The sequence below is a fragment of the Staphylococcus sp. 11262D007BW genome (assembly GCF_053547815.1).
The window spans coordinates 1,332,710-1,356,316 of sequence record NZ_JBPWPJ010000001.1 but is presented as its reverse complement, the minus strand read 5'-3'; the positions used below and the strand labels follow the sequence as shown (position 1 = coordinate 1,356,316).

The following is a 23,607-nucleotide window of genomic DNA, read 5'->3' as shown; positions in this document are numbered from 1 at the left end:
TACATAATAAATTCAGGTATAATTTAAGTATTAACTGTGAACAGTCTCACAAGAATGAACACTATTTCAAAGGAGGATAAATAGTGAAAGAAATAAATAAAATACCACGTGCAACATTGAAACGTTTGCCTTTGTATTATCGATTTGTAAATACCTTAAAGGCAAAAGGGGAAGATCGTGTAAATTCTAAAGCCATTAGTGAAGGTTTAAATATAGATTCAGCAACCATTCGTCGTGATTTTTCTTATTTTGGAGAATTAGGAAAAAAGGGTTACGGATATAATATAGACAGTTTATTAGAGTTTTTTAAATCAGAGTTGAGTGATTCAGAAGTCATCAATATAGGCGTTGTCGGTGTAGGTCATTTAGGGAAAGCATTAATCAATTATAACTTTTCCATACATGATGACATGACGATTACAGAAGCTTTTGATATAGACGAAGCATTGATTGGCACACAAATTGGAAATGTGACGGTTAAATCTATGGAAGACATCAAAAAATTAATAAAAGAACATCACATTGAAGTCATCATCTTAACGACACCAGCACGTGTAGCACAAGAAGTAACAGATTATCTTGTCGATAACGGCATCAAAGGCATATTAAACTTTACACCAAAACGCCTAAGCACACCAAACAACGTTCAAGTACATCAAATCGACCTAGGCGTCGAACTCCAATCCTTACTATTCTTCATGAAAAATTACGGGAACTAAAAACAGAGTGTGGACAATTGCAGTCAGGGTTCGATGTAATACCTAGGGACAAGCGAAAATCGCTCTTTGATTTTTGCGCGTCACGTAGTATTATCGAGAACCCTGCAATTGGGAGCCGGATTAAAACAAAGTGCGGAGTGCTGCGGTCAGAACTCGAGCAAAATCGAGCGCTGAACTCAAACCGGTCTTTGGTTTTAGTGAAGCGACTCATTTTGTCGAGAGTTTTGCAGCACGTAGCCGGATTAACAAAGTGCGGACAATTACGTGCACTTCGAACGCAGTGAGTTAGTGCACGTTATGCATGCGAATGAAGATGAGCAGGCGAACCGAGATTAACTTCGAACGCAGTGAGTTAGTGCACGTTATGCATGCGAATGAAGATGAGCAGGCGAACCGAGATTAACTTCGAACGCAGTGAGTTAGTGCACGTTATGCATGCGAATGAAGATGAGCAGGCGAACCGAGATTAACTTCGAACGCAGTGAGTTAGTGCACGTTATGCATGCGAATGAAGATGAGCAGGCGAACCGAGATTAACTTCGAACGCAGTGAGTTAGTGCACGTTATGCATGCGAATGAAGATGAGCAGGCGAACCTTTAAAACAATGCGCCTAGAGCTTTTTGTTGAGGGGACAACTTTTGAAGCAGTGTATAGCGCATAATCTGATGAATTAAATATTTAAACTGAGAGACGCAATCAAAAGAGGAGCCGTGCCAATGGGAAGGACACGACTCCTCTTTTTTGAGGAACATTTTTTTAATATTGGGAAGGGAGTTTTATAATTGGAGTATGGTTAAAGTATACAGTTAAAAAAGAGTGAAAAGTGAAACATTGCATGCTTTCCCGTATTTTGTGCTTAGCTGTAAAAGTGAGCACACTCAAAGACACCTAAGCATTCGTAATTGAACTTAATGTCGATTAAAGTGAGAAGCAATGCGAGCTTGCGCATAATCTTTACGAAAAACGCCTCTTTCCTGAAGAATGGGAATGACTAAATTGACAAATTGGTTAAAAGACTCAGGGATGGTTGGCGGCATGAGCATAAAGCCATCACAAGCCTCGTCTTTAAACCATGCAATCATTTCATCTGCTACTTTTTCAGGTGTACCTACGATGGTCTTATGACCAATCCAAGTCGAAAAACGCTCAAGTAATTGTCTTAAAGTAAGATGTTCTGTAATGACTGCATTTCGAATAGCTTCATACACTGAACGAGTCACTTTTTTAGGATGTGCTTCATAAGGTGGCAGCGTCGGTACCATTTCATCTAATTCCCAATGTTTTGTATCAAACTGAATGGCTTTTTCAAGTTGAGCTTGTTTATGTTGTAAAGGAATGAAACTATCTAACTTTTCTTTCATCTCATAAGCTTTTTGTTCATTTTCATGAACGTAAACAGTAAGGCCTGGCAATACAAGTGGTGGTGTACGTTTAAACTGTTGAGCGCGTTGATGAATATCATCTCGAAACGTTTTAGCATCATGTTTATTCCAAGCAATCGAAAAAATCGCATCCACATGTTGCGCTGCGACATTTCGACCAGGAATGGAAGTGCCGGCTTGAAAGAGTAAAGGTCTTCCTAGTTTATCAGAGGAAGGAATATTTAAAGCACCATCGACGTAAAAATGAGTGCCTTTATGATGAATCGGTTGAATATACTGCGCATCTAACCCTTTACCAGATTGTTTATCATTTTGAATCGCTTTATCAGAGAAAGAGGACCACAATCGCTTCATGACCTCGATAAATTCAGTTGCTCTTTCGTAACGTGTCTCTAGAGGTGGTAAAGTATGCATAGAATAGTTGTGGGCTTCTTTATCAAACTGTGAAGTAACGATATTGGCTCCTATTCTACCTTGAGAGATTGTATGTAAGCTTGATAACAAACGAGCAGCATGAAAGGGTTCATAAAACGTGCTTGAGATTGTACCGACTAAACCAATCGCATGCGTTTCTCGAGCAATGGCAGCTAGGGCGGTCATTGGTTCAAAATAATAAGAAAGGTGTCCAGTTTCTTCACCAGAAATATATTGTCCATCTGCTAAAAAGAAAGCATCCAATTTTCCACGTTCAGCTAATTGTGCAACTTCAATCAAATACTCAATCGTCCCAATTTCATTAATACGTGAGTGATCAAGTCGCCATGCAGCGGGGTGTAACCCTGTACTATAACACAACACCCCTAAGTGCATTTGTTTATCCATTTAATCATCCCCCTATATAATCTCTATGTTGAGTATAACAAAGAAACGATAGAATACTCAGATGATCCTCCTTCAATTGAAGCTCATAAAATAGAATATTGATATTAATTTTATATTTAAAGAGAAGTTAGGGTTGTCTGACATGAGCCTTTAGGAATATGATAAAATAGAATTTAAAGTTTTAAGGTGAAGTAACGTCATTCACCATTACATATTGAGTAAGGGAAACGACTGATATAAGTAATACAATCACAATATTAAGATTGATAGATACATATCAACAGAAAAGTCGTTTTTCTCCAAGATGAATATAAACGTTATAGTTTTTATATTCTATTGATAAACCAAGAAGTAACTAATACATTAAAGAGGAGGTACGCTTCCATGGAGCAATGGAGCCGAGATCAACGTTATCGAAAACTTGAAGATATTGATGATCAAACTTACGAAGCGCTTAAACAAAAAGTTGCTCAATCTTCTTTTCGACAACGATTTCATATACAACCTATAACGGGGTTGCTTAATGACCCAAATGGTTTAATTTATTTTAACGGGCAATATCATCTATCTCATCAGTGGTTCCCTTTAGGTGCTGTACATGGCCTAAAATATTGGGACCATTATAAAGCAACGAACTTAACCAATTTTAAACGTGAAGGCATTATTATGAAGCCAGATACGTCTTACGATAGTCATGGTGTGTATAGCGGAAGTGCCTTTGTATTTAACGATACACTTTACTATATGTATACTGCTAATCATCGTACAGCACAGTGGCAAAGAGAAAGTAGACAAATGATTGCTAAAGTAGATGAAAAAGGGGAAGTACATAAAATAACACCACCAGCTATTGAAGCACCGCCTGAAGGCTATACACAACACTTTAGAGATCCTAAAGTGTTTCAAAAAGATCATAAGCTATACGCCATCATCGGTGCTCAAAGAGAAGATATGACAGGCTGTGCGCTATTATATGAAGCGGATCACCCTGAAACACAATGGACATTTTTAGGAGAAATTCAAACGGACTTAACCAATTTTGGATATATGTGGGAATGCCCAGATTACTTTAATATTAATGGATATGATTTTTTAATGTTTTCTCCTCAAGGGGTAGAAGCGACCAATACTGCATTTAGAAATCAATATCAAAGTGGCTACATCATGGGTAAACTTGATTTTGACACGTTAGTATTTGAACATGGTCCTTTTCAAGAATTAGATCATGGTTTCGATTTCTATGCGCCGCAAACATTTGAAGATGAAGTAGGGCGACGTGTATTAATAGGGTGGATGGGCCTACCTGACACACAATATCCCACTGATGATGAAGGTTGGGCGCACTGTTTAACATTACCTCGCACATTAGTAGTAGAACATGGTCGATTGAAACAAAAACCACATATGCATTTACGAAAATTGCGTGGAGAAAAAGAAACAGCTCTAGGTTATGCTGACAAGTTTGTTAAACAATTAAATCCATACGAAGGTAAGCAATATGAACTTATTATTGATATTTTAGACAATGAAGCATCAGCGATTGAGTTCCAATTAAGAGCTTCAAAAATGGAACATACGACCATACGCTATAATAGCCGAACTAGAGAGGTTACTTTAGAGCGTTTTGATAGCGGTCAATTGCCATATCCAGTCGAAGGAACAGATCGTGTCGCAACATTGAATGAAGATTTATATCAATTGCGTATTTTTGTAGACACTTCAAGTATTGAAATTTTCTGTAATGAAGGAGACAAAGTTTTAACTTCTAGAATTTTTCCAAGTGACAACTCTAATAAAATTAAAGTCTCCACTGAAACAGGACAAGTGTATTTGAAAATGTCAAAATATGATATTCAAACTGAAGCTTCACAAGAAGATAACGAAATATAGTGTTATAAAAAAGAAAGGGACATCAAGCGTAACGGCTTTTGTCCCTTTTTAATGTCATTATATTTTCTTTAAATTACGTACTGATACATAACAAAATTCATCATTTTTAAAATATGCAATGCGTTCTTTAGAATTAACATGGGTAATGTTATGACGATTTAACACAAAACTATTGTGACATCTGAAAAAACGATCGTCTAATTGAGCAATTTCTTTTAAATTACCATAAAATTCTATTTGGCGATTATCTAAATGCGCAATAAGGCGATGAGATTTAGGAGATGATTCAAAAAACATCACATCATCGTAATTGACATAAACAGAATTGCTACCACGTTTAAGCTCTAATGTTTCAATAGTGTTGTCTTTAGTTAACAAATCTAAACGTGCTAATGCAGTTTCTAAACAATCTATAATGCGTGTTTGTAAGTTATCAGGATCATCTTTAAAAATGAAATCGAGTGCTGCGACTTTATAGACAAAAGTGAGATATGTTAGCTCACTATGACTTGTCACGAAAATAATATTGCCCACAGGATCATGCTTTCTAATTTCGCTACCTAGTTTGATACCATTGATATCTGATTCGAGTTGAATGTCTAAAAAGTAGCAACCGATATCAGTCATATTTTTAGCTGTATCTAAAATTTCGTATGGATCATCGGTAGCGACTTCAATTTCCATAGGCTTTTCTTCAATCATAATATAGTTTTCAATGATTTCAACCATACGTTCACGTTGTTTTTGATCATCTTCACAAATCAGAATCTTCATGTATCGTCACTTCCTTACAAATCTTCATTTAAGATTTCTAATTTTTGTATAAAATAATGATTTTCAATCGTTGTATCTAATAATACATTTGGTGTGTTATCTGTAATTTCTTTTAGTGTAGATAAACCAAGACCTCGACCAGACCCTTTTGTAGAATAGCCTTCTTGGAATAAAGTATGTAGTTTCGGTAAATTATCTGGTGCTTTATTCATAATAATAATAAGTACAGCATCATCAGTTTGAATAAATGCAATTTGTATCATTGGGTTCTCAATATCTAGAGAAGCTTCAATGGCGTTATCCATAATAATACCTAAAACACGACTTAAATCAATAAAATCCATGTTAATAGCATCAATCTCATCCGCTACTTCTACACTAACTTCGATATTGTTTTCTTGTGCTTGTAAAATCTTAGTAGTTAGTAAACCTTTGATTTCACGAATTTTTAATTTATCAATACCATTCAGTTTAATCGTATTCATTTCAAAATTGTTTTTTAAAGGACTAATTTTTTCATGATAATAAGTCTTCAAGCCCTCAAGATCGTCTTCTCTTAGGTATTCTGACATTGTTGATAAAATATTAATATAATCATGACGAAACTTACGCATTTTGTTATTAATCTTTTCAATTTGCAACGTATACTTATAATAATCCTCTATTTCTTTTTGATTACGACGATAGCGCATCTCTCGTGCGACACTAATGGATACAAGTGTAATCACGGCGATAAATGCAAAAAAATAGGAAAATACTAAAACTGAAACTGCGAGCATATCATCCAAGTCGTTTACGGTTTTCGGTATGTAGAAATAAATGGTAATGGAAAAAATAATTAAAAATGCAAATAAAGATATTAAATACCAACGATTAATGTATAACCAAGACACTTTTAATACATTCATTAATTGACGTAATACAAATGCGATAGAGAATGCTATAATCGCAAATACTAACCCGTACATAAATTGACTGAAATAATAATTATCATTAAAGCTAATAATATATTGATAGACCAAAGTTGAAACAAAGTCACATAATGTAAGTATCAATACACTAATAATTACACTAATAATACCAATAATTCTTCTCTTCTTATAAAAGAACCATAAAAAACCAACTGTTAAATATACAAGACTAGCCTTATCAATGAATAAATATAAAAGTATTGAAGGGATTACAATCCCTAAAAATATAGAGAGGTAATCCCTTCGTGTGTATGTTGGTTTGTCTATTAATATAATATTAGTGACTGTAAAAAGGACAAAAGCTTGGAATAATGCAGTAATAAAAATTAATATAATTTCCAAATTTATACACACTCTCTAATCATAAATCTTATTTATCTAAATCAAGTAATTCCTGAGGTACTTCAGGTTCATCGAAAAATACAGTACATGTATCAATTTTTGCGAAATTACCAATTGATTTGAATAGATTTGTAAATAAGTTTAATAAGTTGTCTAAAAAGTTCATAATTCCTTCTCCTCCTTAGGGAAAAATATGGGTAATAAAGTGCTTGCTTGTAATGCTAAACCATAATTAATCATTATATTATATGGTTGAGGTACTATAAGTGAAATTCCTATTAGTATTACCATAGTTAAAATAGATTTCCACTTTAAGTTGGGTTTACGTGATGCTTTAATAGGTTGTTTACGTGTTGCGGCTGGCGCATAACGTATGGCTATAATTAATCCTATTATAGATAAGCATAACATAAACACAAATGGTATGTCATAATGGCTCAAAAGTAGTGGCACTAATACAAAAAATAAAATATTTTGTATATGACATAACAGTGATGATTTCGCATGCGCACCATGCGAAAAATGTCGTAAGGCTGAGTAACTAAGATGAACTACGAGTGTGTATAAAAAGATGTTCAATAGGAGTGCTAGTCCGTATGTCACAATCCCTTTAAATAGATTGATAGCAACAACTTGCATACCTAAACGTACTTTTAAAAACGCGATATGATCAAGATTCTGTTTTTGTTGTAGTTTACGAGCAAGTCGTTCGATTCCTCTATCTATGATGTGCACAAGCTTTCCTCCTTAATCAAATTATATAACACTTTTAGTAGTAAATTATTATTTTTGCCTAACTGTTCAAATATTATGCTTAACTGTTTATGAATTAAATTATAAGCTTATATTAACATAAAAGTTAACAGTTAAGTACTTAAAATGGTGAGTTACGCAAAAATACACAAATACTAAAAATAACGTGTTTTAATATAACCATAATCACAAATAAGTGATTGGGTCGCATCATAATAGAAGATATGATAGAAGGCTTACTATTATTATGAGGCCTCAAGCTAAAAGTCGGTTTACATCTTAGTATGTCGTATTCTTCGCTCGGATAATGTCATACTAAGCAATTACACAATCTATAGTCTTTGGATTAACATATTTATAGGAGGTGGAGCACTATGGCACAAGATATCATTACAACAATTGTTGATTTCGTTAAATTAATCGCAGAAACAGTTCAAAAATTCACTAAGTAGTTCGTAGCCACAAAATATCCCGTATTTATATGAGAATATCAAAAGCGATGAGTCAAACTCATATAGCTAACACAAACACTATACTTAATAATCGGTAAATTCACTAATTTTTTCATAATTTAAACATCCCTAATTATAATAAGTAGAATAACTGTAATTAATAACATTCCCTTAATATTAATAGAAACCAAGCAAGTCCCTCCCAAACTTGCTTGGTTATTTTTATGACGTCAAATTCAACAATGCTCAAGTGTTCTTTTTAGCGTACCGATAGACATCTGGACGCATATTATCGAATACTGGAATAGCTTGTCTTTGCTTTGAAACGTTTGAAATATCAATATCTACAGTTAGTACCGTCTCTTCTTCACCCGCTTCAGCTAAAATGTTTCCATTTGGGTCGACTACCATTGAGTGTCCTGCATATTCCGTTGAATGATCTGTACCACAACTATTTGTCGCTACGACAAAACAATCGTTTTCTATGGCACGTGCTTGGAGTAATTGACGCCAATGATTAAGACGTGCTTTTGGCCATTGGGCAACATAAAATAAGATTTCACTACCTGTTGCTGCAGGGTAACGACTGATTTCCGGAAATCTTAAATCATAACAAATAATCTGTGAGGCTTTTGTGCCATTACTTAAATTGAAGGTATAAGGTACAGTTTGGCCACCTTGTAGAAAATGATGTTCATCTAACATAGGAACAAGATGAATCTTATCGTATTCATAAATTTGCTCGCCATTTTGATTGACTGTGAAAGCTGTATTATAGATGTGATTGTTTTTTTGATTTGATACTGAACCTGCCACAATGTCAACATTGTATTGTTTAGCAAGGTGTTGAATCTCTTTTAAAGAAGGTTGTAAATTTTGATCTGCCAATGTTGTTAATTGATCTAATGCATAACCGTTGTTCCACATTTCAGGTAAAACTACGACATCTGTTGCAGCGTGCACATTGTTTTCACAAAGTGTTTTGATATGTTGAAGATTATTGTTCAACTGTGCAGGTTCAATCGTCATTTGAAAGAGTTGAATTTTCATAAAAAGCCACCTTTCTTAAAATACGTTACATATTCATTGAGTAAAATGTTAAAATTTAAACCTTAGCTTAATGCTTTTCTTATATTGTACTAAAGGATGTAAAATGATACAAAAAACGCATTTTTAAATAAATACGTAATAAATAAAAATGACATTAAATACGCCTTCTATTAATGTTATAATGGGGTGGAAATATAAAGATTAAACTTTTAATAAGCACTTAGGTCCCAAAGTAATTTTTGTAATGATCGTTAATTCAGCTAGGAGTGACAAAAGACATGCGACATCAATATCCTATTTATTTAGGGAGGATTATGGGGACAGTTGTGATGTTGTTTAGTTTAATGACTATAACATCTAACCACATAGTTTCTGCAGCTGAGCAATCGAATGCGCCAGAAAGACAACAGTCCATGGAACCTTCCCAAGATTCAAGCTTAGAAGCCACTTTGGAAGAAGAAAACGATACAACTCAAACAGATACGACGGAAAACAGTGAGGAGGTGTCAGCTGAGCATCAGTCTGTTGAACAACCAGAAGACGAAACAGTGGAAACCACTGAAACACCGTCATCAGAAAATAATGACATGGATTCAACAGAAGCGGTGCCATCACCCGATCAACCTATCTCGCCGGAATCTAATCAAGATGCCAGTACTCTAGAAAAAAAACCACAAACTGGGAGTAGTGAAGAACCTATGTTAGAACCTGAAAAGAATGGGGGAGGAGGTGGCGGTGGTAACCCGATACCACCTCAATCTGAAGAAAACGATAAAGAATCTGTAGAGCCTTCTACTGAAAATGAAACGAATGTACCCTCTACAGAAAATAGTCGTGAACAAAACGGCCAGGAATCTACGCAGTCTTCCCAATTACCTTCATCACAGGAATCGAATAATAACAAGCGTAACCAACAATCAGTGCAAAATGAAGCATCAATGTCTAATAGCAATGAACGTCAAAATGATGTTATCCCTTCGTCTCAACAAGCGTCACAGCGCACACAAAAGGATACTCAAGTAGAGCATCAGCGTGATGAAGAAATCGAGACGTCATCATCCCAACAAATGAAGTCATCTGAAGAAGGGGGAGATAAATTAGAGGGGACTAAACCGCAGTCAGTGGTCAGTCGCGATGCCCATGATACAGTTAGAACAATAGAACAAAATGGAGAAAATGTCAGTACTACTAAAAAAGATATTGAACCAATGATACAACACGAACATATGAACCTCTTAAAGAAAATCATCATCGTGGCGACAAGTGTCGGCGTGGCATTTGCGATTGGGTTATTTATTTGGCGTTTAAAATAGAGTAATCAAATGAAATATAAAAAAAGGAGTGCACAGAAATAGATTGAATCGCTGTGTACTCCTTTTGTATTAATCTTGATTACATGATTATATGGTGAATAAAGAATGTAATAAAAGATGTTTCTTTTAACATTTCCTCAAAAACCTTTTCAGGAATAAGTAATTGCATGACAGTCACAAGTGCATTTTGGGCCATATGAATACCAATCGCAACGCTAAGTCTTTTAGTATAGATATAAAAGGCAGCAAATACCATTCCCATTACAAAATAAGTTAAGAAATGTGTAAAATCCATGTGCGCTAAAGAAAAAATAACTGAACTAACAATGGAAGCAACTAGAAATTTAATCGCTGGACTGGATTTAATGGCATTGTATATTTCTCCAAAGATAACCTTTCTGAAAACAAATTCTTCCAAAATAGGACCGACAATCGCAATTAAAATAATAAAGACGGGCATTTGTCGTGCTACTTTCATAAGTTCTAATGTATTTTCACTAGCTGGATCGATACCAAAGACAAGCGTAGTCAGTAAATTGATAACGATTTGAGCGATAAATACAACGCCTAATCCTGCGATGATCCAAATAGGTATGTATCGTTTTTCTTCTTTAGGTTGTAATTCAAAGGCCATTGGATTTTTAATGGTGTACTGTAAGATGATAATTAAAATGGCAGCCACAATGAAACTAATGACTTGTATGTTGATGCTCATTTTAGCGAGCTGTACCGCATTATCACTGGATAATAAGCCGGTTGATAAAGCGATAGATGGTAAAAATTGTGCAAGTAGATAAATAACAATAGTAAGTATCGATACAACTATACGATTCATAATTTTCCCCCTTATGCACTTATTTTAACTAAATTAATCGTTTGCTACAACGACTAGCATTTCACTTGCTATTTTGACCAAATTTGATTAATATAGACAATAGATTAGCAATGAAAGAGTTAGAGTGCTAAATAAGGTTAATATAAGGAGGCATTATGATGCTTAAACCATTAGGAAACCGAATCGTAATTGAAAAAAGAGAGCAAGAGCAAACAACAAAAAGTGGTATTGTATTAACAGACACTGCAAAAGAAAAATCAAATGAAGGTACTGTCGTTGCGGTAGGACCGGGACGCATTTTAGATAATGGACAACGTGTAGAAGTGGAAGTCAAAGTTGGAGATCACGTTGTATTTGATCAATATGTTGGCACAGAAGTAAAACGTAATGATGAAAAATATCTTGTATTACAAGAAGATGACATTTTAGCAGTTATCGAAGAGTAAGACATACTTAATAGAAGAAAATGGAGGGATATTCATAATGGCAAAAGAACTAAAATTTTCTGAAGATGCACGTCAAGCAATGCTTCGTGGTGTTGATAAATTAGCCAATGCAGTTAAAGTCACAATTGGACCTAAAGGACGAAATGTCGTATTAGATAAAGAATATACTGCACCGTTAATTACAAATGATGGTGTCACTATTGCAAAAGAGATTGAACTTGAAGATCCGTATGAAAATATGGGTGCAAAACTTGTTCAAGAAGTAGCAAATAAAACCAATGAAATCGCTGGTGACGGTACGACTACTGCAACTGTATTAGCTCAAGCGATGATTCAAGAAGGATTAAAAAACGTGACAAGTGGCGCAAATCCAGTTGGTATTCGTCAAGGTATTGATAAAGCAGTCGCTGTAGCGATTGAATCATTACAAAACATTTCTCAAAAAGTAGAAAATAAAGAAGAAATCGCACAAGTTGGCTCCATCTCTGCTGCAGATGAAGAAGTTGGCCGTTATATTTCAGAAGCAATGGAAAAAGTAGGCAATGATGGTGTCATTTCAATTGAAGAATCAAGTGGCTTAAATACTGAGTTAGATGTCGTTGAAGGTATGCAATTTGATCGTGGTTATCAATCACCATACATGGTTACAGACTCAGATAAAATGACTGCTGAACTTGAAAAACCATATATTTTAATTACAGATAAGAAAATTGGTTCATTCCAAGATATCTTACCTTTATTAGAACAAATTGTTCAATCTAATCGCCCAATTTTAATCGTAGCCGATGAAGTAGAAGGCGATGCATTGACAAACTTAGTATTAAATAGAATGCGTGGAACATTTACAGCAGTAGCCGTAAAAGCTCCAGGATTCGGTGATCGTCGTAAAGCTATGTTAGAAGATTTAGCAATCTTAACAGGTGCGCAAGTGATTACAGATGATTTAGGTCTTGAACTTAAAGACGCATCTATTGATATGCTAGGTTCAGCAAGCAAAGTCGAAGTAACGAAAGATAATACAACTGTTGTAGATGGCAATGGCGATGCGACAAATATTGATGCGCGTGTGAGCCAATTAAAAGCACAAATTGATGAAACAGAATCAGACTTTGATCGTGAAAAATTACAAGAACGTTTAGCGAAATTAGCTGGCGGTGTTGCTGTAATCAAAGTAGGTGCTGCCTCTGAAACAGAATTGAAAGAACGTAAATTACGTATTGAAGATGCGTTAAACTCAACACGTGCCGCAGTTGAAGAAGGTATTGTTGCTGGTGGCGGTACAGCATTAATGAATATTTATAAAGATGTTGCAGAGATTGAGGCTGAAGGGGACGAAGCAACAGGTGTGAATATCGTCCTTAAAGCATTACAATCTCCAGTTAGACAAATCGTAGAAAATGCTGGCCTTGAAGGTTCAGTAATTGTAGAACGTATGAAAAATGCAGAACATGGTGTGGGTTATAATGCGGCGACAGATGAATGGGTCAACATGTTAGATGCAGGTATTGTAGACCCTACAAAAGTAACACGTTCTGCGTTACAACATGCTGCAAGTGTGGCTGCAATGTTCTTAACAACAGAAGCGGTTGTAGCCAACATTCCTGAAGCTAATGACAACAGTAATGATATGCCACAAATGGGTGGCGGCATGCCAGGTATGATGTAAAAAGACCTCTAAACGGTGTCATATCAACGTTTAAGGTTTTCGATGATCATAATGATGACATAATCAATTAAAAAGACACAGTATATAAGGATGACGCTTATATACTGTGTCTTTATTTAATATCTTATTTAATTGGATGGTCATACCATGATGTTAAAAATTCGTATAAAACATCTGTGAATTGAACCAGTTCTGCTATTTTAATTTTTTCATTTGTGCCATGTGCTTCATTTAATGCGCCGGGGCCATATAAAATAGTAGGTACACCCGCGTTTGCCGTCCATCCTCCATCTGTCACTGTCGTACTCATAGCAGTTTGAAGCGGCGATTGATGTACTGTTTCATGGCACTGACTTAAAAGGGAGAAGCCCGGATGATCTTTAGGAATTGTAAAACTTGGGAAAATCTCTCCTTTATCTTCAATCATCGAGTCGCCACCCCAATCAAAACGTAACGGATGGTCTTTCAACCATAAGTCGCTATCAGCCACACGTTGTAAATAAGTTTCAATTTCTTCAATAATAGCTTCATAATCCTCATCAGGCAAATAATGAACCGTAATCCATAATTTACATTGATCCGCGATAAACGCTGGATGACGTCCACCTTCTATTACAGCAGGATTAATCGTATTGGCACCAGCAGGCATATCAGGGTAAGACTTTGTAACTGCCCAATGACGCTCAAGTTCTTGTAAAGCTTGAATGATTTTCATCATTTTTTCGATGGCACTTGCACCATGACGTCCACCACCTGCATGGATAATGTGACTTCTTGCACCATCATGAATGGTCTCATCACTTTCAATGGTAATCCATCCAGTAATAACACCACCTTGTCCCATCGCAATGGATTCACTTGTATCCAAAACAAGCGCTAAATCAGCTTTTGGACTATGTTCACAAGCTACTCGAGTCCCTGCTTCTCCTACTTCTTCTCCAACGACGGATTGTACAATAATATCTCCTTGAGGCTGTTTATTTTCTAAATGAAGTCGTTCTAAATTATAAAATAGGCTCGACATGCCACCTTTCATATCCGCTACACCGCGGCCAATTAAAACATCTTCATCTTTAGTGAGTTCAAACGGTGGTGTTTGCCAATATTGCTCGTTTTCAACTTCGGCAACATCGACATGTCCGTTCAAAATTAATTTAGGTGCATTAGGATCTTTTCCTTTTAATACACCTACTATAATAGCGTCGTTGTGATAAAACGGAATGTGTTGAACCTCAAATCCCCATTGTTCTAACCAAGATTGAATTTGATTTTGTAAAGGTAATGTATTTCTAGCAGGGGGACTTTGTGTAGGATGTTCGATTAACGTTTTTAAAAATTCAAAATGACGTTGTGCTATCATGATTCATCGCCTCCAAGTTTAAGAGTATAGATTTGCGGTGAAGCCCACTATTAAACCCACCTAAACGTCCATCTTTACGTACTACACGATGACACGGAATGATGATAGAAAGTGGATTTTGTCCAATAGCAGTAGAGACCGCACGCACACTTTTAGGTTTTTTTATTATATGCGCAATATCGCCATAAGTTACCGTTTGACCATAGTTTAGTTGTGATAATGCCTGCCAAACTTGCTGTTGAAATGGTGTACCAATGACAAATTCAAATGGTGTACTAAATGTTTTTAAATAACCATGAAAATACCCTTCAAGTTCAATGGCGATTTGATTAATAATAGGGTGGTGAGAAGTTTGTTTCAAAGGCGCTTGTTTGCGTAATTTTTGAAGTGCTGTTTGATAATCATTCGAATCTGTAAAAGATAAACTAACCAAAGCAGTTTGATTCACGACAGCCGTCATTTTGCCAATAGGGGTTTTAATTGTTTGATAGTAAAAACACATATGTATAACTCTCCTTAATCTAAAAGAAAGAGACATCTTACTCTTTCCTTGATGACCTTTCTAATGAGAATGGGGCTGAGACATAAAGTATTAATGCTCTGGAAAACCGATTAACGGTATCCCAAAAGCAGGATTTTCGGCAGAAAGTTCACGATTCACCAAAATGTGAAAAACAATTTTAGCTTTTCGTTCGCTTCTGCTCAAATCCTGAATGCTTTTGTCCTAACCCCATCATAGAATGAATATTTAAATATAACTGAATGGTGTACTCCTGTACATTAGTACATCATCGATATTACATGTTTATTGTTGTTGTAATGTTTGAATCGCTTCAGCAATCTTTTTAAACACATGTTCAATGTTTTCTTTTTCAATACAGCTAAATGCAATTCGAATATCTGTTTGATTTAAAGCGATAATACCAATCGATTCATTTTCGATTAAATAAGTACGTAATGTTTCAGGGTCCACATCCTTTACTTTTAACGCCATAAAGTAACCTGAATTAAAATCATACGGTTGCCATAATGATTGATATTGATCTTGGTAAACAATGTCTTTCGTTACATTATAACGTGCTTGAAGTGTATCGATATTTCGTTGAATCTCATGGTTGAATTGATCTGGATGCGCTAATACATGTTGAATCGCTGATTGTGAAGGTGTAGGACCACTTGAAATATTACTTCGGATAAGTCCTTTCACTTTAGCTTCTAACACTGATTTTGTCGTTGAATTAGATGTACCGAATGTAATAAATCCTACACGAAAGCCCCATGCGAAAAACTCTTTTGTCGCACCATCTAAGCGAATGGGTAAAACATAGTCATTATGAAGGTTCGTCAATGCTGTAAAAATAGATTGAGTATAAACATCTTCATAAAATAGACCGTAATAAGCATCGTCGACAATAGCGACAACGTTAACTTGACGTTTACCAAGTTCATCAATCGCATTAACGATTGTTTGAACTTCTTCTTTCGTGGGCGTGTAGCCAGCTGGATTGTTTGGGTAGTTCAAAATCATAATGACTTTGTCTTTATTGATGGATTGTAGTTTATTGACGAGACCTTCAGTTGAAAAGTGACCGTCTTCATCGAAAATAGGATATGTTTCAATTTGTGCTCTATGACGTACGCCGTATACTAATTTGTAATTGCCCCAATTATGTTCAGGTAATAAAACCGTATCATTTGGATCCACGAGTAAATCACCTGTTAGTGATAAGCCATGCGTAAGTGCATTAGTAACGATCGGTTGAGTTATATCATCAGCATTTAAATCTGGATTTTCTTTTAAGATCTTGTCTTGCCACAATTTGCGTAAGGATTCAATACCTTGTGGTGGCGCATAAGCGAATAGTTCATCAGGTTCAAGGTCATTAAACATACCTGCTAACGTATCTGCATACATTTTGCCATCGCCTTGTGTAGCCATCCCAATTGTAGCGTTGTAGTCTGTTGATTTTGCTTCAGCTGATTGCGTTAATATGCCTTTAGGATAGTACATACTTACCCCTAAGTCAGACAGCATATTTAAAACAGTAGGGTCCGATGATTTTAATTCTTCATTTAAATTTAATGCTAAAGGGTTCATAACGTTAACCTCTTTTCTAAAATACTTAATCTATTTCTATCATACCGTGAATATAGCGAAAGTTAAAGAATGAAAACAGTAAATAAAATTTTCTAGTCTTAAAAATAGAACATATGTTCGTGTTTGTGTTAAAATAAAATCAACTACCTAGGTCCTACTTCATTCATTAGGTTGATAAGCAACAACGTTTGTAGGGGGTGCATAATCATGTCTTTGAGCGAATTTATATTATCAATTCTCTCAGGAGGTATATTAATCGTATTTAGATGTTGGTTTGAATCCAAATGGAAACGTAATAACCGACATCAAAAAGACGATCGAAGGGATAAGTAAATCATTAGGGATGATTATGAATTGATGTTATAAGTGAATAGACAACGAATACTACACCCATTTATGTTTGAACGTTGTCGCGGGATAATGCTTTTGCTATACTTTTGTCGATGAGGTGAACAAATATGATGAAGCATTTGACGAAAATCTTTGTGATTATCGCATTGATCATCTTTATCATTGGTGTTGTCTTACAAGTAATGGGAGAAGAAGCTTCATCCATTAAATTATTTGTTGCAACAATCATGTTTATGATTTGTGCATTTATTAGTCGTCACAATGATCGAAAGAAAAATCGTTAACTTGATAAGGATTAAGCTAAGATACATGTGTAAAACTCTATTTGAATCTATGATGATAGAAACATTTGCATTGATTGTATCTTAGTTTTTTTAGTTAAACTGTATATATAGTATATATACAGTTTGGTTTTTAAATGACTTGATGTTAATTAGAAACCCTTTAATTGCACTGTTTTTGATAAATTAAGGTAAATGAATTTAAAAAATATATTTACATCACTGTCTATATTGTGTATATTAAGTATATACAGTTATCAAGGGGGTTCATCATGAAAATATTACTTCAAGAAAATAGTGAGTCTCCAATATATGAACAAATTAAACGTCAAATTAAGGAACAAATATTAACTGGTTCCTTGGATGCAGGTACCCATTTACCTTCAATGAGAGAGCTAGCCAAAACATTAGGGGTTAGTGTTATTACAACTAAGCGAGCATATGAAGATTTAGAAAAAGATGGCTATTTAATTTCAGTACGAGGCAAGGGTACATATGTGAAAGCACAAGATACTTCCATATTAAAAGAAAAGCAATTTATCGTTATTGAATCCCTCGCTCAAAATTTAACGAAAGAGGCTAAAACCATTGGTATGTCATTGGCAGAATTACAAGACATTGTGGCCATGATTTATGAGGAGGATGAACAATAATGACAACGCATGCTATCGAAGTAAACGGACTAAGTTATAAAAAGAAGCAGTTTGAACTTAAAAATATCAATTTTAATGTTCCTCAAGGCTATGTAACGGGATTTATCGGTGCTAATGGCGCAGGCAAAACAACACTTATTCGTATGATCATGGACTTGATTAATACTTATGAAGGCGATATTCAGGTGTTTGGAGCGTCAATGGCCTCTAACCCTGTAGCCATTAAAGATAAAATAGGATTTGTTTATTCGGAACTCTATTTAAATGAAAAGTGGACGATTAAAAAGGTTGAAAAAAGAATTTCTCCTTTTTATACAAAATGGAATCATCATACATTTCAATCTTTGTTAGACCGATTTCAATTGAATGATAAGCAAAAAATACATCAACTTTCAACGGGAATGAAAATGAAATTATCGTTAGCCATTGCATTTAGTCACGAAGCGGAATTGTTTATCTTTGACGAACCGACAGCTGGATTAGATCCGATTGTGCGACACGAAGTCCTTGAAATGATTCAAGAATTATTGATTGATGCTCATAAGACGGTGTTATTATCAACGCATATCATTTCAGATTTAGAACATATTGCAGATTATATTGTACATCTAAAAGAAGGATCTATCATTTTTCAGGAATCTAAAGAAACCTTGTTGGAAACGCATCGATTAGTGCGAGGCGATATTAAAGACTTAGACGACGAATTAAAAAGTTTAATGATTTCTTTAAAAGTAACAGATGATAGTTATTCAGGAGTAACCCAACATGCTCAAGTATTTAAGGAATTATTTGGTAATAAAATCACTATTTCACGAATGTCGATTGAAGATATTATGATAGCCTATGAAAAACCGAATAGCCATCATATATCTTTAGATGATATCAAACTGTGATATACGACATTATAAAAGAGGTTAGAGTTATGCGGCAATTATTAATGAGAAACTTATATTTAAGAAGATGGACCATCATACTTTATAGTATTTTGTTACTTATCTTTCCACTTTATCGTTTAGCAAATAAAGATACAGCATTATGGGTTCAAATTATCATCTTTTTACTGAATATCATTATTATCATAGATAGTGCACACGCTTTTCGGTTATTTAGACGTTTAGGGCATAGAGAGGCTTATATTTTTTATCATAGTTTACCAGTATCAAAATTACAGTTATTTCATGCACATTATTTAACAGTGATTTTACTAACCGCATTTGGTGCGCTGCTGATTCAACTATATGATGTCCAAGAAACAATGGTTGACTTTAATGGCATCACCTTTAGCACTTTTTGGTTATATATTAGTGTTAATTTATTTACTTTTATAATTGGGTTTCCACGATATAGTGAAAAAATGACGGATCATATACCGATTGTAGCGTATATTATAGCTATGTTTTTTGTTATCCCATTTGTGATTGGTATTATTTTGATCACATTAGGTATTTTGAAATATGATAATCCATTATATTATTCACCGCTAGATGTTGGCTTTTGGTATTTTATGTTATCACTTGGCTTAGCCATTATTGTTTATTTTTATAATTTAATTACACTAATGAAGCGATAGGAGGGTTTTTATGCAATTACAACATATTACGAAACAATATGGACAAAATACAGTCATCGATAATATCGATTTTGACTTTAAAGATAGTAAAATTGTTGGATTAATCGGTAAGAATGGTGTTGGTAAAACAACATTGATGAAAATGATGAATGGAAATATCGCAAATTTTTCAGGAGAAGTGAAAACTGATAAAGGGGATCGAATTGGATATCTAATCGAACATCCAAAATTATACGATAATAAATCAGGTTTATATAATTTAAAAATGTTCGCACAAGTATTAGGAAAGGGCTTTTATAAAGACTATACCAATGACATTATTCAAGCATTTGGTATGGAAACTTACATCAAGAAGAAAGTTAAAAAATATTCTATGGGGATGAAACAAAAATTAGCCATAGCCGTTTCATTAATGAATAAACCTAAATACTTAATATTGGATGAGCCAACAAATGGTATGGACCCAGATGGTTCAATTGATGTATTAAAAACCATTGAAAATTTAGTTCATTCTCTAGATATGAAAATATTAATCTCTAGTCATAAATTAGAAGATATTGAATTAATTTGTGATCGCGCTGTCTTTTTAAGAAATGGTCATTTTGTTCAAGATGTCAATATGGCAGAAGGGCAAACGACAGATCAAACAGTCATTGAAGTAGAAGAACAAGATTATCAAAAAGCATTAGATTGTTTAACAGAACATTTCAAAGTGCTTCAATCTCAAAAAGATTTATGCGAAATTACGGTGCCATCTCAACGTAATTATCAATCTTTACTAAAACATTTAGCACAAGTCGATGTTTTTCCTAAGTTCATTGAAACAAGAAAAGTCTCATTACGTGATACGTATTTCAATATTAATCAAAGAGGTGATCAATAATGAATAGTTTGCAACTTGTGAAATTTGATATGATCAGTGTCTTGAAAAGCCCCTTAACCTATATCGCTATTTTATTAGGTGTCTTACCATTAGTGATTACGGTAGCTATTATGGTTGCAAATGATACAGATGTGGATGCGAATACCATGTTTGAAGTAGCGAAATGGTTCTTTTCTTTAATTGGTTTATTATTTGTTATTAAAACGATTACGCGTGACAGTAGTCAGGGTACCATTCAACTTTATTTAAATAATACAAAAAACCGTGTTGGCTATTTTATTGCAAAATGTATATCTATTATTTTTATCGCTGTTTTTACGACAGTAGTCGTATTAATTATCACTTATTTAATTCAAATTTTTACAGAAGGTAAGAATCTTGAAACAGAAAGTATTTGGGAATTATTGGTATTTTATTTGATGTTGTTTCTAATCTATGGTTTATTACTATTCTTAATTAATCTATTTGTTCAAAAACCATCGTTAGTATTTACACTCGGTATTTTATTATTATTAATTTTACCAGTGGTTAAACCATTTATTCCATTAATTCCAGAAATTGGAGATAATATCCAAAAATCATTAAAATATATTCCAATAAGCTATTTAAGTGACAAAAGTTTAGAAGGAAATTTAACGTTTACAAATTGGCAATGGTTCATTAATATTGCGGCAATTGTTGTGCTATTTATCGCAAACTTAGGTAGTATCGTTAAAAAAGATATTTAAGTCACCTGAAAAGAGGGCTGGTGTTGGATGCCAACATCAGCCCTTTATCTGTATTTTTTAAATAAATCACAATCTAAATTAAACGGTCAACGATAGAATCATAGACATTTTTCCAAAAATGCGCATCTGTTTGATAACGATTATGAATGATTTGATGAACTTCTTTTTCTTTGCTCGCAAATTGGTCATCAGACCGATCAGGAAGATGTTGTGCACGAAGATCTTCAACAAAAGATTGAACTTGTTTAGCTCTTGGTCCCCAAACAGCTTGTTGTTCGAATTGTTCATTTAGAAATACAAAAATGGGAATTGAGCGAGACTTGCCGTTTGTTAAGTATTGATCAATCAATTGTGTATCATCATCACGATAAAAAACACGGACCTCTAAATCAGTGGCCTCGGCGATATGTTTTAAAATAGGGACGTTCATCATCGCATCACCGCACCAATCTTCACTAATTACAAGCACATAACGATACGGTTTTTGTTTAATCGCCTCTATTCTCGAATCATCTGTCGGCATATCAAAAGCATTATAAATCTTATTGAATCCTTCTTGGTTCGTTGTCATGTCAGCGATATATTGTTTTAAAGGCTTTGACTGTTCAAAATAAGCTTTTAATGTAGTCATACATATCACTCCTATTTTCTTTTTAGTATATCAGTTTAACGCTAGAAAGAAAATTAAAAAGATTTAGACAAATTAAGATTATAACAATTAAAATACATTTTCTTATGGAACATTTAAAATAAACAAAAAACACTCTATAATTTATATGAATGAAAATCAATGATTATACTGAAGAGGGGAGGTCGTATCAATTGAATAAAATAACGTATCTGAATGAATTAGAATATCGTCTAGATAAATTGCCAAGTAGGCAAGTGGACGAAATCATGTCTCAATATGAAAATATATTCTATGAAGAAGGCGCTAAGGGAAAAACGGATAAAGACATTATTCGTAAATTGGATACGCCAAAGAAAATCGCCAAACAAAAATATGCGGCGTATGCGGTAAAAAATGCAGAACGAAAACCAGATTTCAAACATATTTTAAGTGCATTAATCGCGACAATTGGTATAAGTTTGATTACACTGCTAATTGTTATGATTCCGTTATTAATCGTGTTATTAATTATTTTAGTAGGTACGTTTATTTCAATTGGTATGGTACTAGCCCCTGTTTTAGTAATTATTTCTTCCATATGGGTCGGGCTTCAATATTTCTCGTTAAGTAATTTAATTTTTAGTATTTCCTTTTTAGGGTTAGGTATTATTTTTGTCGTCATTATATTGAAATTATTACTTCTTGTTAGATATGCGATTATCAAATATTTAACATGGAATATTCAACTTTTTAAAAAAGGAAAAATTAAATGATGAAAAAATTATTTATTACTGGCATGGTCGTTTTTATCCTATTTTTTGTATTAGGGACAGTGGTTTGGTTTGGTTTTGAAAAAAACAATCATAAAGTAAAAACGGTCCAAAAAGAATATGATGCAGACGATATAGATCGTCTTATCGTAAATACAGATACCGCTGATATTTCGGTATCACCAGGTGACAAATTTAAATTTGAATATAAAGGGAAAAATAAGTTGAATGTTTCGACATTAAACCAAACCTTACAAATCGCAGAAGTACCGATGACGACTAAACGAATGTTAGATGTTAACCCGTTTAAAAATAATCATGGAGATCTTAAAATTGAAGTACCATCCTCAAAATTAAATGAACTTAAAGTAACGACGAGTGCCTCAAATATGGATATAGAGGAAATTAATAGTACTAATGCCACATTGTGGAATGAAGAGCATGGTGAAATTAATTTAAATAATAGTCATTTTGAACAAACACAAATTCGTGGTTATGAAACTTTTGTCAACGTTAATGATAGTACTTTGGTTGATAGTGATGTAAGTTTAGAACAAGGTGCCATCAATGTTGAAGAAACAGAAGTTAATAATAGTGTGTTTAAAGCAGTAGAAGGCATGATTAATTTCCGAAATATGCCAGCAGAATGTGCTTTAAAAGCTTCTATCAAAAATGGTGATATTCTATTACAATACAAAGAGGTTCCTAAAAACGTGATGTTAAAACTGATGCCAGATCAAGGTAAAGCACTCATTAAAAATGATCAATTAAAACAAGGCAAAAATGGTGATGGCGATCGAAAAGTTGAACTTTATACGTCTAAAGGGGACATTACAGTCAAATAATGTTTATAAATGATCAATCAAAAAGCGGTTATCTTTCACAGA

Annotated in this window: 25 protein-coding genes and 1 pseudogene; 15 read left to right on the top strand and 11 right to left on the bottom strand. The window is 34.2% G+C overall.

Features of this window, described 5'->3' with window-relative positions; genetic code table 11:
- Positions 1 to 83 precede the first annotated feature (83 nt).
- Positions 84 to 719 carry a redox-sensing transcriptional repressor Rex gene (locus ACEE93_RS06735; RefSeq protein ID WP_449155772.1) on the top strand — a complete coding sequence of 212 codons (636 nt, stop codon included), beginning with the start codon at positions 84 to 86 and terminating at the stop codon, positions 717 to 719.
- Positions 720 to 1,628: 909 nt separating this feature from the next.
- On the opposite strand, the gene ACEE93_RS06730 is transcribed toward ACEE93_RS06735, so the two are convergent.
- Positions 1,629 to 2,924: an NtaA/DmoA family FMN-dependent monooxygenase gene (locus tag ACEE93_RS06730; protein WP_449155773.1), complete on the bottom strand. Its 1,296-nt coding sequence runs from the start codon at positions 2,922 to 2,924 to the stop codon at positions 1,629 to 1,631.
- Between the two features lie 384 nt (positions 2,925 to 3,308).
- Between ACEE93_RS06730 and ACEE93_RS06725 the strand changes: the two genes are divergently transcribed.
- Positions 3,309 to 4,814: a sucrose-6-phosphate hydrolase gene (locus ACEE93_RS06725; protein WP_449156466.1), complete on the top strand. Its 1,506-nt coding sequence runs from the start codon at positions 3,309 to 3,311 to the stop codon at positions 4,812 to 4,814.
- A 57-nt stretch (positions 4,815 to 4,871) separates the two neighbouring features.
- On the opposite strand, the gene agrA is transcribed toward ACEE93_RS06725, so the two are convergent.
- From agrA to ACEE93_RS06705, 4 genes are read right to left on the bottom strand one after another with little or no spacing between them, the layout of a single operon-like run.
- A complete protein-coding gene (gene agrA / locus ACEE93_RS06720; RefSeq protein WP_449155775.1) occupies positions 4,872 to 5,588 on the bottom strand; it encodes a quorum-sensing response regulator AgrA in 717 nt (238 codons plus the stop codon).
- Positions 5,589 to 5,602: 14 nt separating this feature from the next.
- On the bottom strand, positions 5,603 to 6,901 hold the full coding sequence (agrC, locus tag ACEE93_RS06715) for a quorum-sensing sensor histidine kinase AgrC (RefSeq protein ID WP_449155776.1): 1,299 nt from the start codon (positions 6,899 to 6,901) through the stop codon (positions 5,603 to 5,605).
- Positions 6,902 to 6,929: 28 nt separating this feature from the next.
- Positions 6,930 to 7,067, bottom strand: coding sequence for a cyclic lactone autoinducer peptide AgrD (gene agrD / locus ACEE93_RS06710; protein ID WP_449155777.1), 138 nt, complete (start codon positions 7,065 to 7,067; stop codon positions 6,930 to 6,932).
- Positions 7,064 to 7,636 (bottom strand): accessory gene regulator AgrB, encoded by a 573-nt coding sequence (locus ACEE93_RS06705; RefSeq protein WP_449155778.1) that lies wholly within the window; start codon positions 7,634 to 7,636, stop codon positions 7,064 to 7,066. Before ACEE93_RS06705 ends, agrD begins: the two co-directional genes overlap by 4 nt.
- Before the next feature lie 392 nt (positions 7,637 to 8,028).
- Between ACEE93_RS06705 and ACEE93_RS06700 the strand changes: the two genes are divergently transcribed.
- Positions 8,029 to 8,106 (top strand): delta-lysin family phenol-soluble modulin, encoded by a 78-nt coding sequence (locus tag ACEE93_RS06700; protein ID WP_449155861.1) that lies wholly within the window; start codon positions 8,029 to 8,031, stop codon positions 8,104 to 8,106.
- Positions 8,107 to 8,352: 246 nt separating this feature from the next.
- On the opposite strand, the gene ACEE93_RS06695 is transcribed toward ACEE93_RS06700, so the two are convergent.
- On the bottom strand, positions 8,353 to 9,156 hold the full coding sequence (locus tag ACEE93_RS06695; RefSeq protein WP_449155779.1) for a carbon-nitrogen family hydrolase: 804 nt from the start codon (positions 9,154 to 9,156) through the stop codon (positions 8,353 to 8,355).
- Positions 9,157 to 9,434: 278 nt separating this feature from the next.
- Here ACEE93_RS06695 and ACEE93_RS06690 point away from each other — a divergent pair, with 278 nt between their 5' ends.
- Positions 9,435 to 10,469 carry a hypothetical protein gene (locus ACEE93_RS06690; RefSeq protein WP_449156465.1) on the top strand — a complete coding sequence of 345 codons (1,035 nt, stop codon included), beginning with the start codon at positions 9,435 to 9,437 and terminating at the stop codon, positions 10,467 to 10,469.
- A gap of 79 nt (positions 10,470 to 10,548) precedes the next feature.
- On the opposite strand, the gene mroQ is transcribed toward ACEE93_RS06690, so the two are convergent.
- Positions 10,549 to 11,304, bottom strand: a complete 756-nt coding sequence (mroQ, locus tag ACEE93_RS06685) for an intramembrane glutamic endopeptidase MroQ (protein WP_449155781.1) — start codon at positions 11,302 to 11,304, stop codon at positions 10,549 to 10,551.
- 158 nt (positions 11,305 to 11,462) lie between these two features.
- Here mroQ and groES point away from each other — a divergent pair, with 158 nt between their 5' ends.
- Positions 11,463 to 11,750, top strand: coding sequence for a co-chaperone GroES (gene groES, locus ACEE93_RS06680; RefSeq protein WP_449155782.1), 288 nt, complete (start codon positions 11,463 to 11,465; stop codon positions 11,748 to 11,750).
- A 37-nt stretch (positions 11,751 to 11,787) separates the two neighbouring features.
- On the top strand, positions 11,788 to 13,416 hold the full coding sequence (gene groL / locus ACEE93_RS06675) for a chaperonin GroEL (protein ID WP_449155783.1): 1,629 nt from the start codon (positions 11,788 to 11,790) through the stop codon (positions 13,414 to 13,416).
- A gap of 124 nt (positions 13,417 to 13,540) precedes the next feature.
- Here groL and ACEE93_RS06670 read toward each other — a convergent pair whose 3' ends face one another.
- The 3 genes from ACEE93_RS06670 to ACEE93_RS06660 all read right to left on the bottom strand — a co-directional run bounded on the left by ACEE93_RS06670 (position 13,541) and on the right by ACEE93_RS06660 (position 16,874).
- Positions 13,541 to 14,773: an acetylornithine deacetylase gene (locus ACEE93_RS06670; protein WP_449156576.1), complete on the bottom strand. Its 1,233-nt coding sequence runs from the start codon at positions 14,771 to 14,773 to the stop codon at positions 13,541 to 13,543.
- On the bottom strand, positions 14,754 to 15,278 hold the full coding sequence (locus ACEE93_RS06665; RefSeq protein ID WP_449155784.1) for a methylated-DNA--[protein]-cysteine S-methyltransferase: 525 nt from the start codon (positions 15,276 to 15,278) through the stop codon (positions 14,754 to 14,756). Before ACEE93_RS06665 ends, ACEE93_RS06670 begins: the two co-directional genes overlap by 20 nt.
- Before the next feature lie 303 nt (positions 15,279 to 15,581).
- Positions 15,582 to 16,874 carry an aminotransferase class I/II-fold pyridoxal phosphate-dependent enzyme gene (locus ACEE93_RS06660; RefSeq protein WP_449155785.1) on the bottom strand — a complete coding sequence of 431 codons (1,293 nt, stop codon included), beginning with the start codon at positions 16,872 to 16,874 and terminating at the stop codon, positions 15,582 to 15,584.
- Positions 16,875 to 17,081: 207 nt separating this feature from the next.
- On the opposite strand from ACEE93_RS06660, the pseudogene ACEE93_RS06655 reads away from it, so the two are divergent.
- The 7 genes and pseudogenes from ACEE93_RS06655 to pmtD form a co-directional block, all read left to right on the top strand.
- Positions 17,082 to 17,165, top strand: a pseudogene (locus tag ACEE93_RS06655) (Trp-rich small protein); the annotation flags it as partial.
- A gap of 170 nt (positions 17,166 to 17,335) precedes the next feature.
- Positions 17,336 to 17,509, top strand: a complete 174-nt coding sequence (locus ACEE93_RS06650) for an SE1626 family protein (protein ID WP_449155863.1) — start codon at positions 17,336 to 17,338, stop codon at positions 17,507 to 17,509.
- Between the two features lie 269 nt (positions 17,510 to 17,778).
- Positions 17,779 to 18,159 (top strand): PSM export ABC transporter transcriptional regulator PmtR, encoded by a 381-nt coding sequence (pmtR, locus tag ACEE93_RS06645; protein ID WP_449155786.1) that lies wholly within the window; start codon positions 17,779 to 17,781, stop codon positions 18,157 to 18,159.
- On the top strand, positions 18,159 to 19,052 hold the full coding sequence (pmtA, locus tag ACEE93_RS06640) for a phenol-soluble modulin export ABC transporter ATP-binding protein PmtA (RefSeq protein ID WP_449155787.1): 894 nt from the start codon (positions 18,159 to 18,161) through the stop codon (positions 19,050 to 19,052). The genes pmtR and pmtA overlap by 1 nt, the downstream gene beginning before the upstream one ends.
- 29 nt (positions 19,053 to 19,081) lie before the next feature.
- Positions 19,082 to 19,729 carry a phenol-soluble modulin export ABC transporter permease subunit PmtB gene (gene pmtB / locus ACEE93_RS06635; protein WP_449155788.1) on the top strand — a complete coding sequence of 216 codons (648 nt, stop codon included), beginning with the start codon at positions 19,082 to 19,084 and terminating at the stop codon, positions 19,727 to 19,729.
- A gap of 10 nt (positions 19,730 to 19,739) precedes the next feature.
- Positions 19,740 to 20,612, top strand: coding sequence for a phenol-soluble modulin export ABC transporter ATP-binding protein PmtC (gene pmtC / locus ACEE93_RS06630; RefSeq protein WP_449156464.1), 873 nt, complete (start codon positions 19,740 to 19,742; stop codon positions 20,610 to 20,612).
- Positions 20,612 to 21,340, top strand: a complete 729-nt coding sequence (gene pmtD / locus ACEE93_RS06625) for a phenol-soluble modulin export ABC transporter permease subunit PmtD (protein ID WP_449155790.1) — start codon at positions 20,612 to 20,614, stop codon at positions 21,338 to 21,340. The genes pmtC and pmtD overlap by 1 nt, the downstream gene beginning before the upstream one ends.
- 73 nt (positions 21,341 to 21,413) lie before the next feature.
- Here pmtD and ACEE93_RS06620 read toward each other — a convergent pair whose 3' ends face one another.
- Complete coding sequence (locus tag ACEE93_RS06620; protein ID WP_449155791.1) at positions 21,414 to 21,971, bottom strand: thioredoxin family protein; 558 nt, start codon at positions 21,969 to 21,971, stop codon at positions 21,414 to 21,416.
- 191 nt (positions 21,972 to 22,162) lie between these two features.
- Here ACEE93_RS06620 and ACEE93_RS06615 point away from each other — a divergent pair, with 191 nt between their 5' ends.
- Together ACEE93_RS06615 and ACEE93_RS06610 are read left to right on the top strand one after the other, a co-directional pair.
- On the top strand, positions 22,163 to 22,723 hold the full coding sequence (locus ACEE93_RS06615) for an HAAS signaling domain-containing protein (protein ID WP_449155792.1): 561 nt from the start codon (positions 22,163 to 22,165) through the stop codon (positions 22,721 to 22,723).
- A complete protein-coding gene (locus ACEE93_RS06610) occupies positions 22,723 to 23,565 on the top strand; it encodes a DUF4097 family beta strand repeat-containing protein (protein WP_449156463.1) in 843 nt (280 codons plus the stop codon). Before ACEE93_RS06615 ends, ACEE93_RS06610 begins: the two co-directional genes overlap by 1 nt.
- Positions 23,566 to 23,607 lie beyond the last annotated feature (42 nt).

Excerpts from the sequence above, each read along its gene's own strand:
- ACEE93_RS06730 (WP_449155773.1), bottom strand. The coding sequence starts at position 2,924 with ATGGATAAACAAATGCACTTAGGGGTGTTGTGTTATAGTACAGGGTTA.
- ACEE93_RS06725 (WP_449156466.1), top strand. The coding sequence starts at position 3,309 with ATGGAGCAATGGAGCCGAGATCAACGTTATCGAAAACTTGAAGATATT.
- agrA (WP_449155775.1), bottom strand. The coding sequence starts at position 5,588 with ATGAAGATTCTGATTTGTGAAGATGATCAAAAACAACGTGAACGTATG.
- agrD (WP_449155777.1), bottom strand. The coding sequence starts at position 7,067 with ATGAACTTTTTAGACAACTTATTAAACTTATTTACAAATCTATTCAAA.
- ACEE93_RS06700 (WP_449155861.1), top strand. The coding sequence starts at position 8,029 with ATGGCACAAGATATCATTACAACAATTGTTGATTTCGTTAAATTAATC.
- ACEE93_RS06695 (WP_449155779.1), bottom strand. The coding sequence starts at position 9,156 with ATGAAAATTCAACTCTTTCAAATGACGATTGAACCTGCACAGTTGAAC.
- ACEE93_RS06690 (WP_449156465.1), top strand. The coding sequence starts at position 9,435 with ATGCGACATCAATATCCTATTTATTTAGGGAGGATTATGGGGACAGTT.
- mroQ (WP_449155781.1), bottom strand. The coding sequence starts at position 11,304 with ATGAATCGTATAGTTGTATCGATACTTACTATTGTTATTTATCTACTT.
- groES (WP_449155782.1), top strand. The coding sequence starts at position 11,463 with ATGCTTAAACCATTAGGAAACCGAATCGTAATTGAAAAAAGAGAGCAA.
- groL (WP_449155783.1), top strand. The coding sequence starts at position 11,788 with ATGGCAAAAGAACTAAAATTTTCTGAAGATGCACGTCAAGCAATGCTT.
- ACEE93_RS06665 (WP_449155784.1), bottom strand. The coding sequence starts at position 15,278 with ATGTGTTTTTACTATCAAACAATTAAAACCCCTATTGGCAAAATGACG.
- ACEE93_RS06660 (WP_449155785.1), bottom strand. The coding sequence starts at position 16,874 with ATGAACCCTTTAGCATTAAATTTAAATGAAGAATTAAAATCATCGGAC.
- ACEE93_RS06650 (WP_449155863.1), top strand. The coding sequence starts at position 17,336 with ATGAAGCATTTGACGAAAATCTTTGTGATTATCGCATTGATCATCTTT.
- pmtR (WP_449155786.1), top strand. The coding sequence starts at position 17,779 with ATGAAAATATTACTTCAAGAAAATAGTGAGTCTCCAATATATGAACAA.
- pmtA (WP_449155787.1), top strand. The coding sequence starts at position 18,159 with ATGACAACGCATGCTATCGAAGTAAACGGACTAAGTTATAAAAAGAAG.
- pmtB (WP_449155788.1), top strand. The coding sequence starts at position 19,082 with ATGCGGCAATTATTAATGAGAAACTTATATTTAAGAAGATGGACCATC.
- pmtC (WP_449156464.1), top strand. The coding sequence starts at position 19,740 with ATGCAATTACAACATATTACGAAACAATATGGACAAAATACAGTCATC.
- pmtD (WP_449155790.1), top strand. The coding sequence starts at position 20,612 with ATGAATAGTTTGCAACTTGTGAAATTTGATATGATCAGTGTCTTGAAA.
- ACEE93_RS06620 (WP_449155791.1), bottom strand. The coding sequence starts at position 21,971 with ATGACTACATTAAAAGCTTATTTTGAACAGTCAAAGCCTTTAAAACAA.
- ACEE93_RS06610 (WP_449156463.1), top strand. The coding sequence starts at position 22,723 with ATGAAAAAATTATTTATTACTGGCATGGTCGTTTTTATCCTATTTTTT.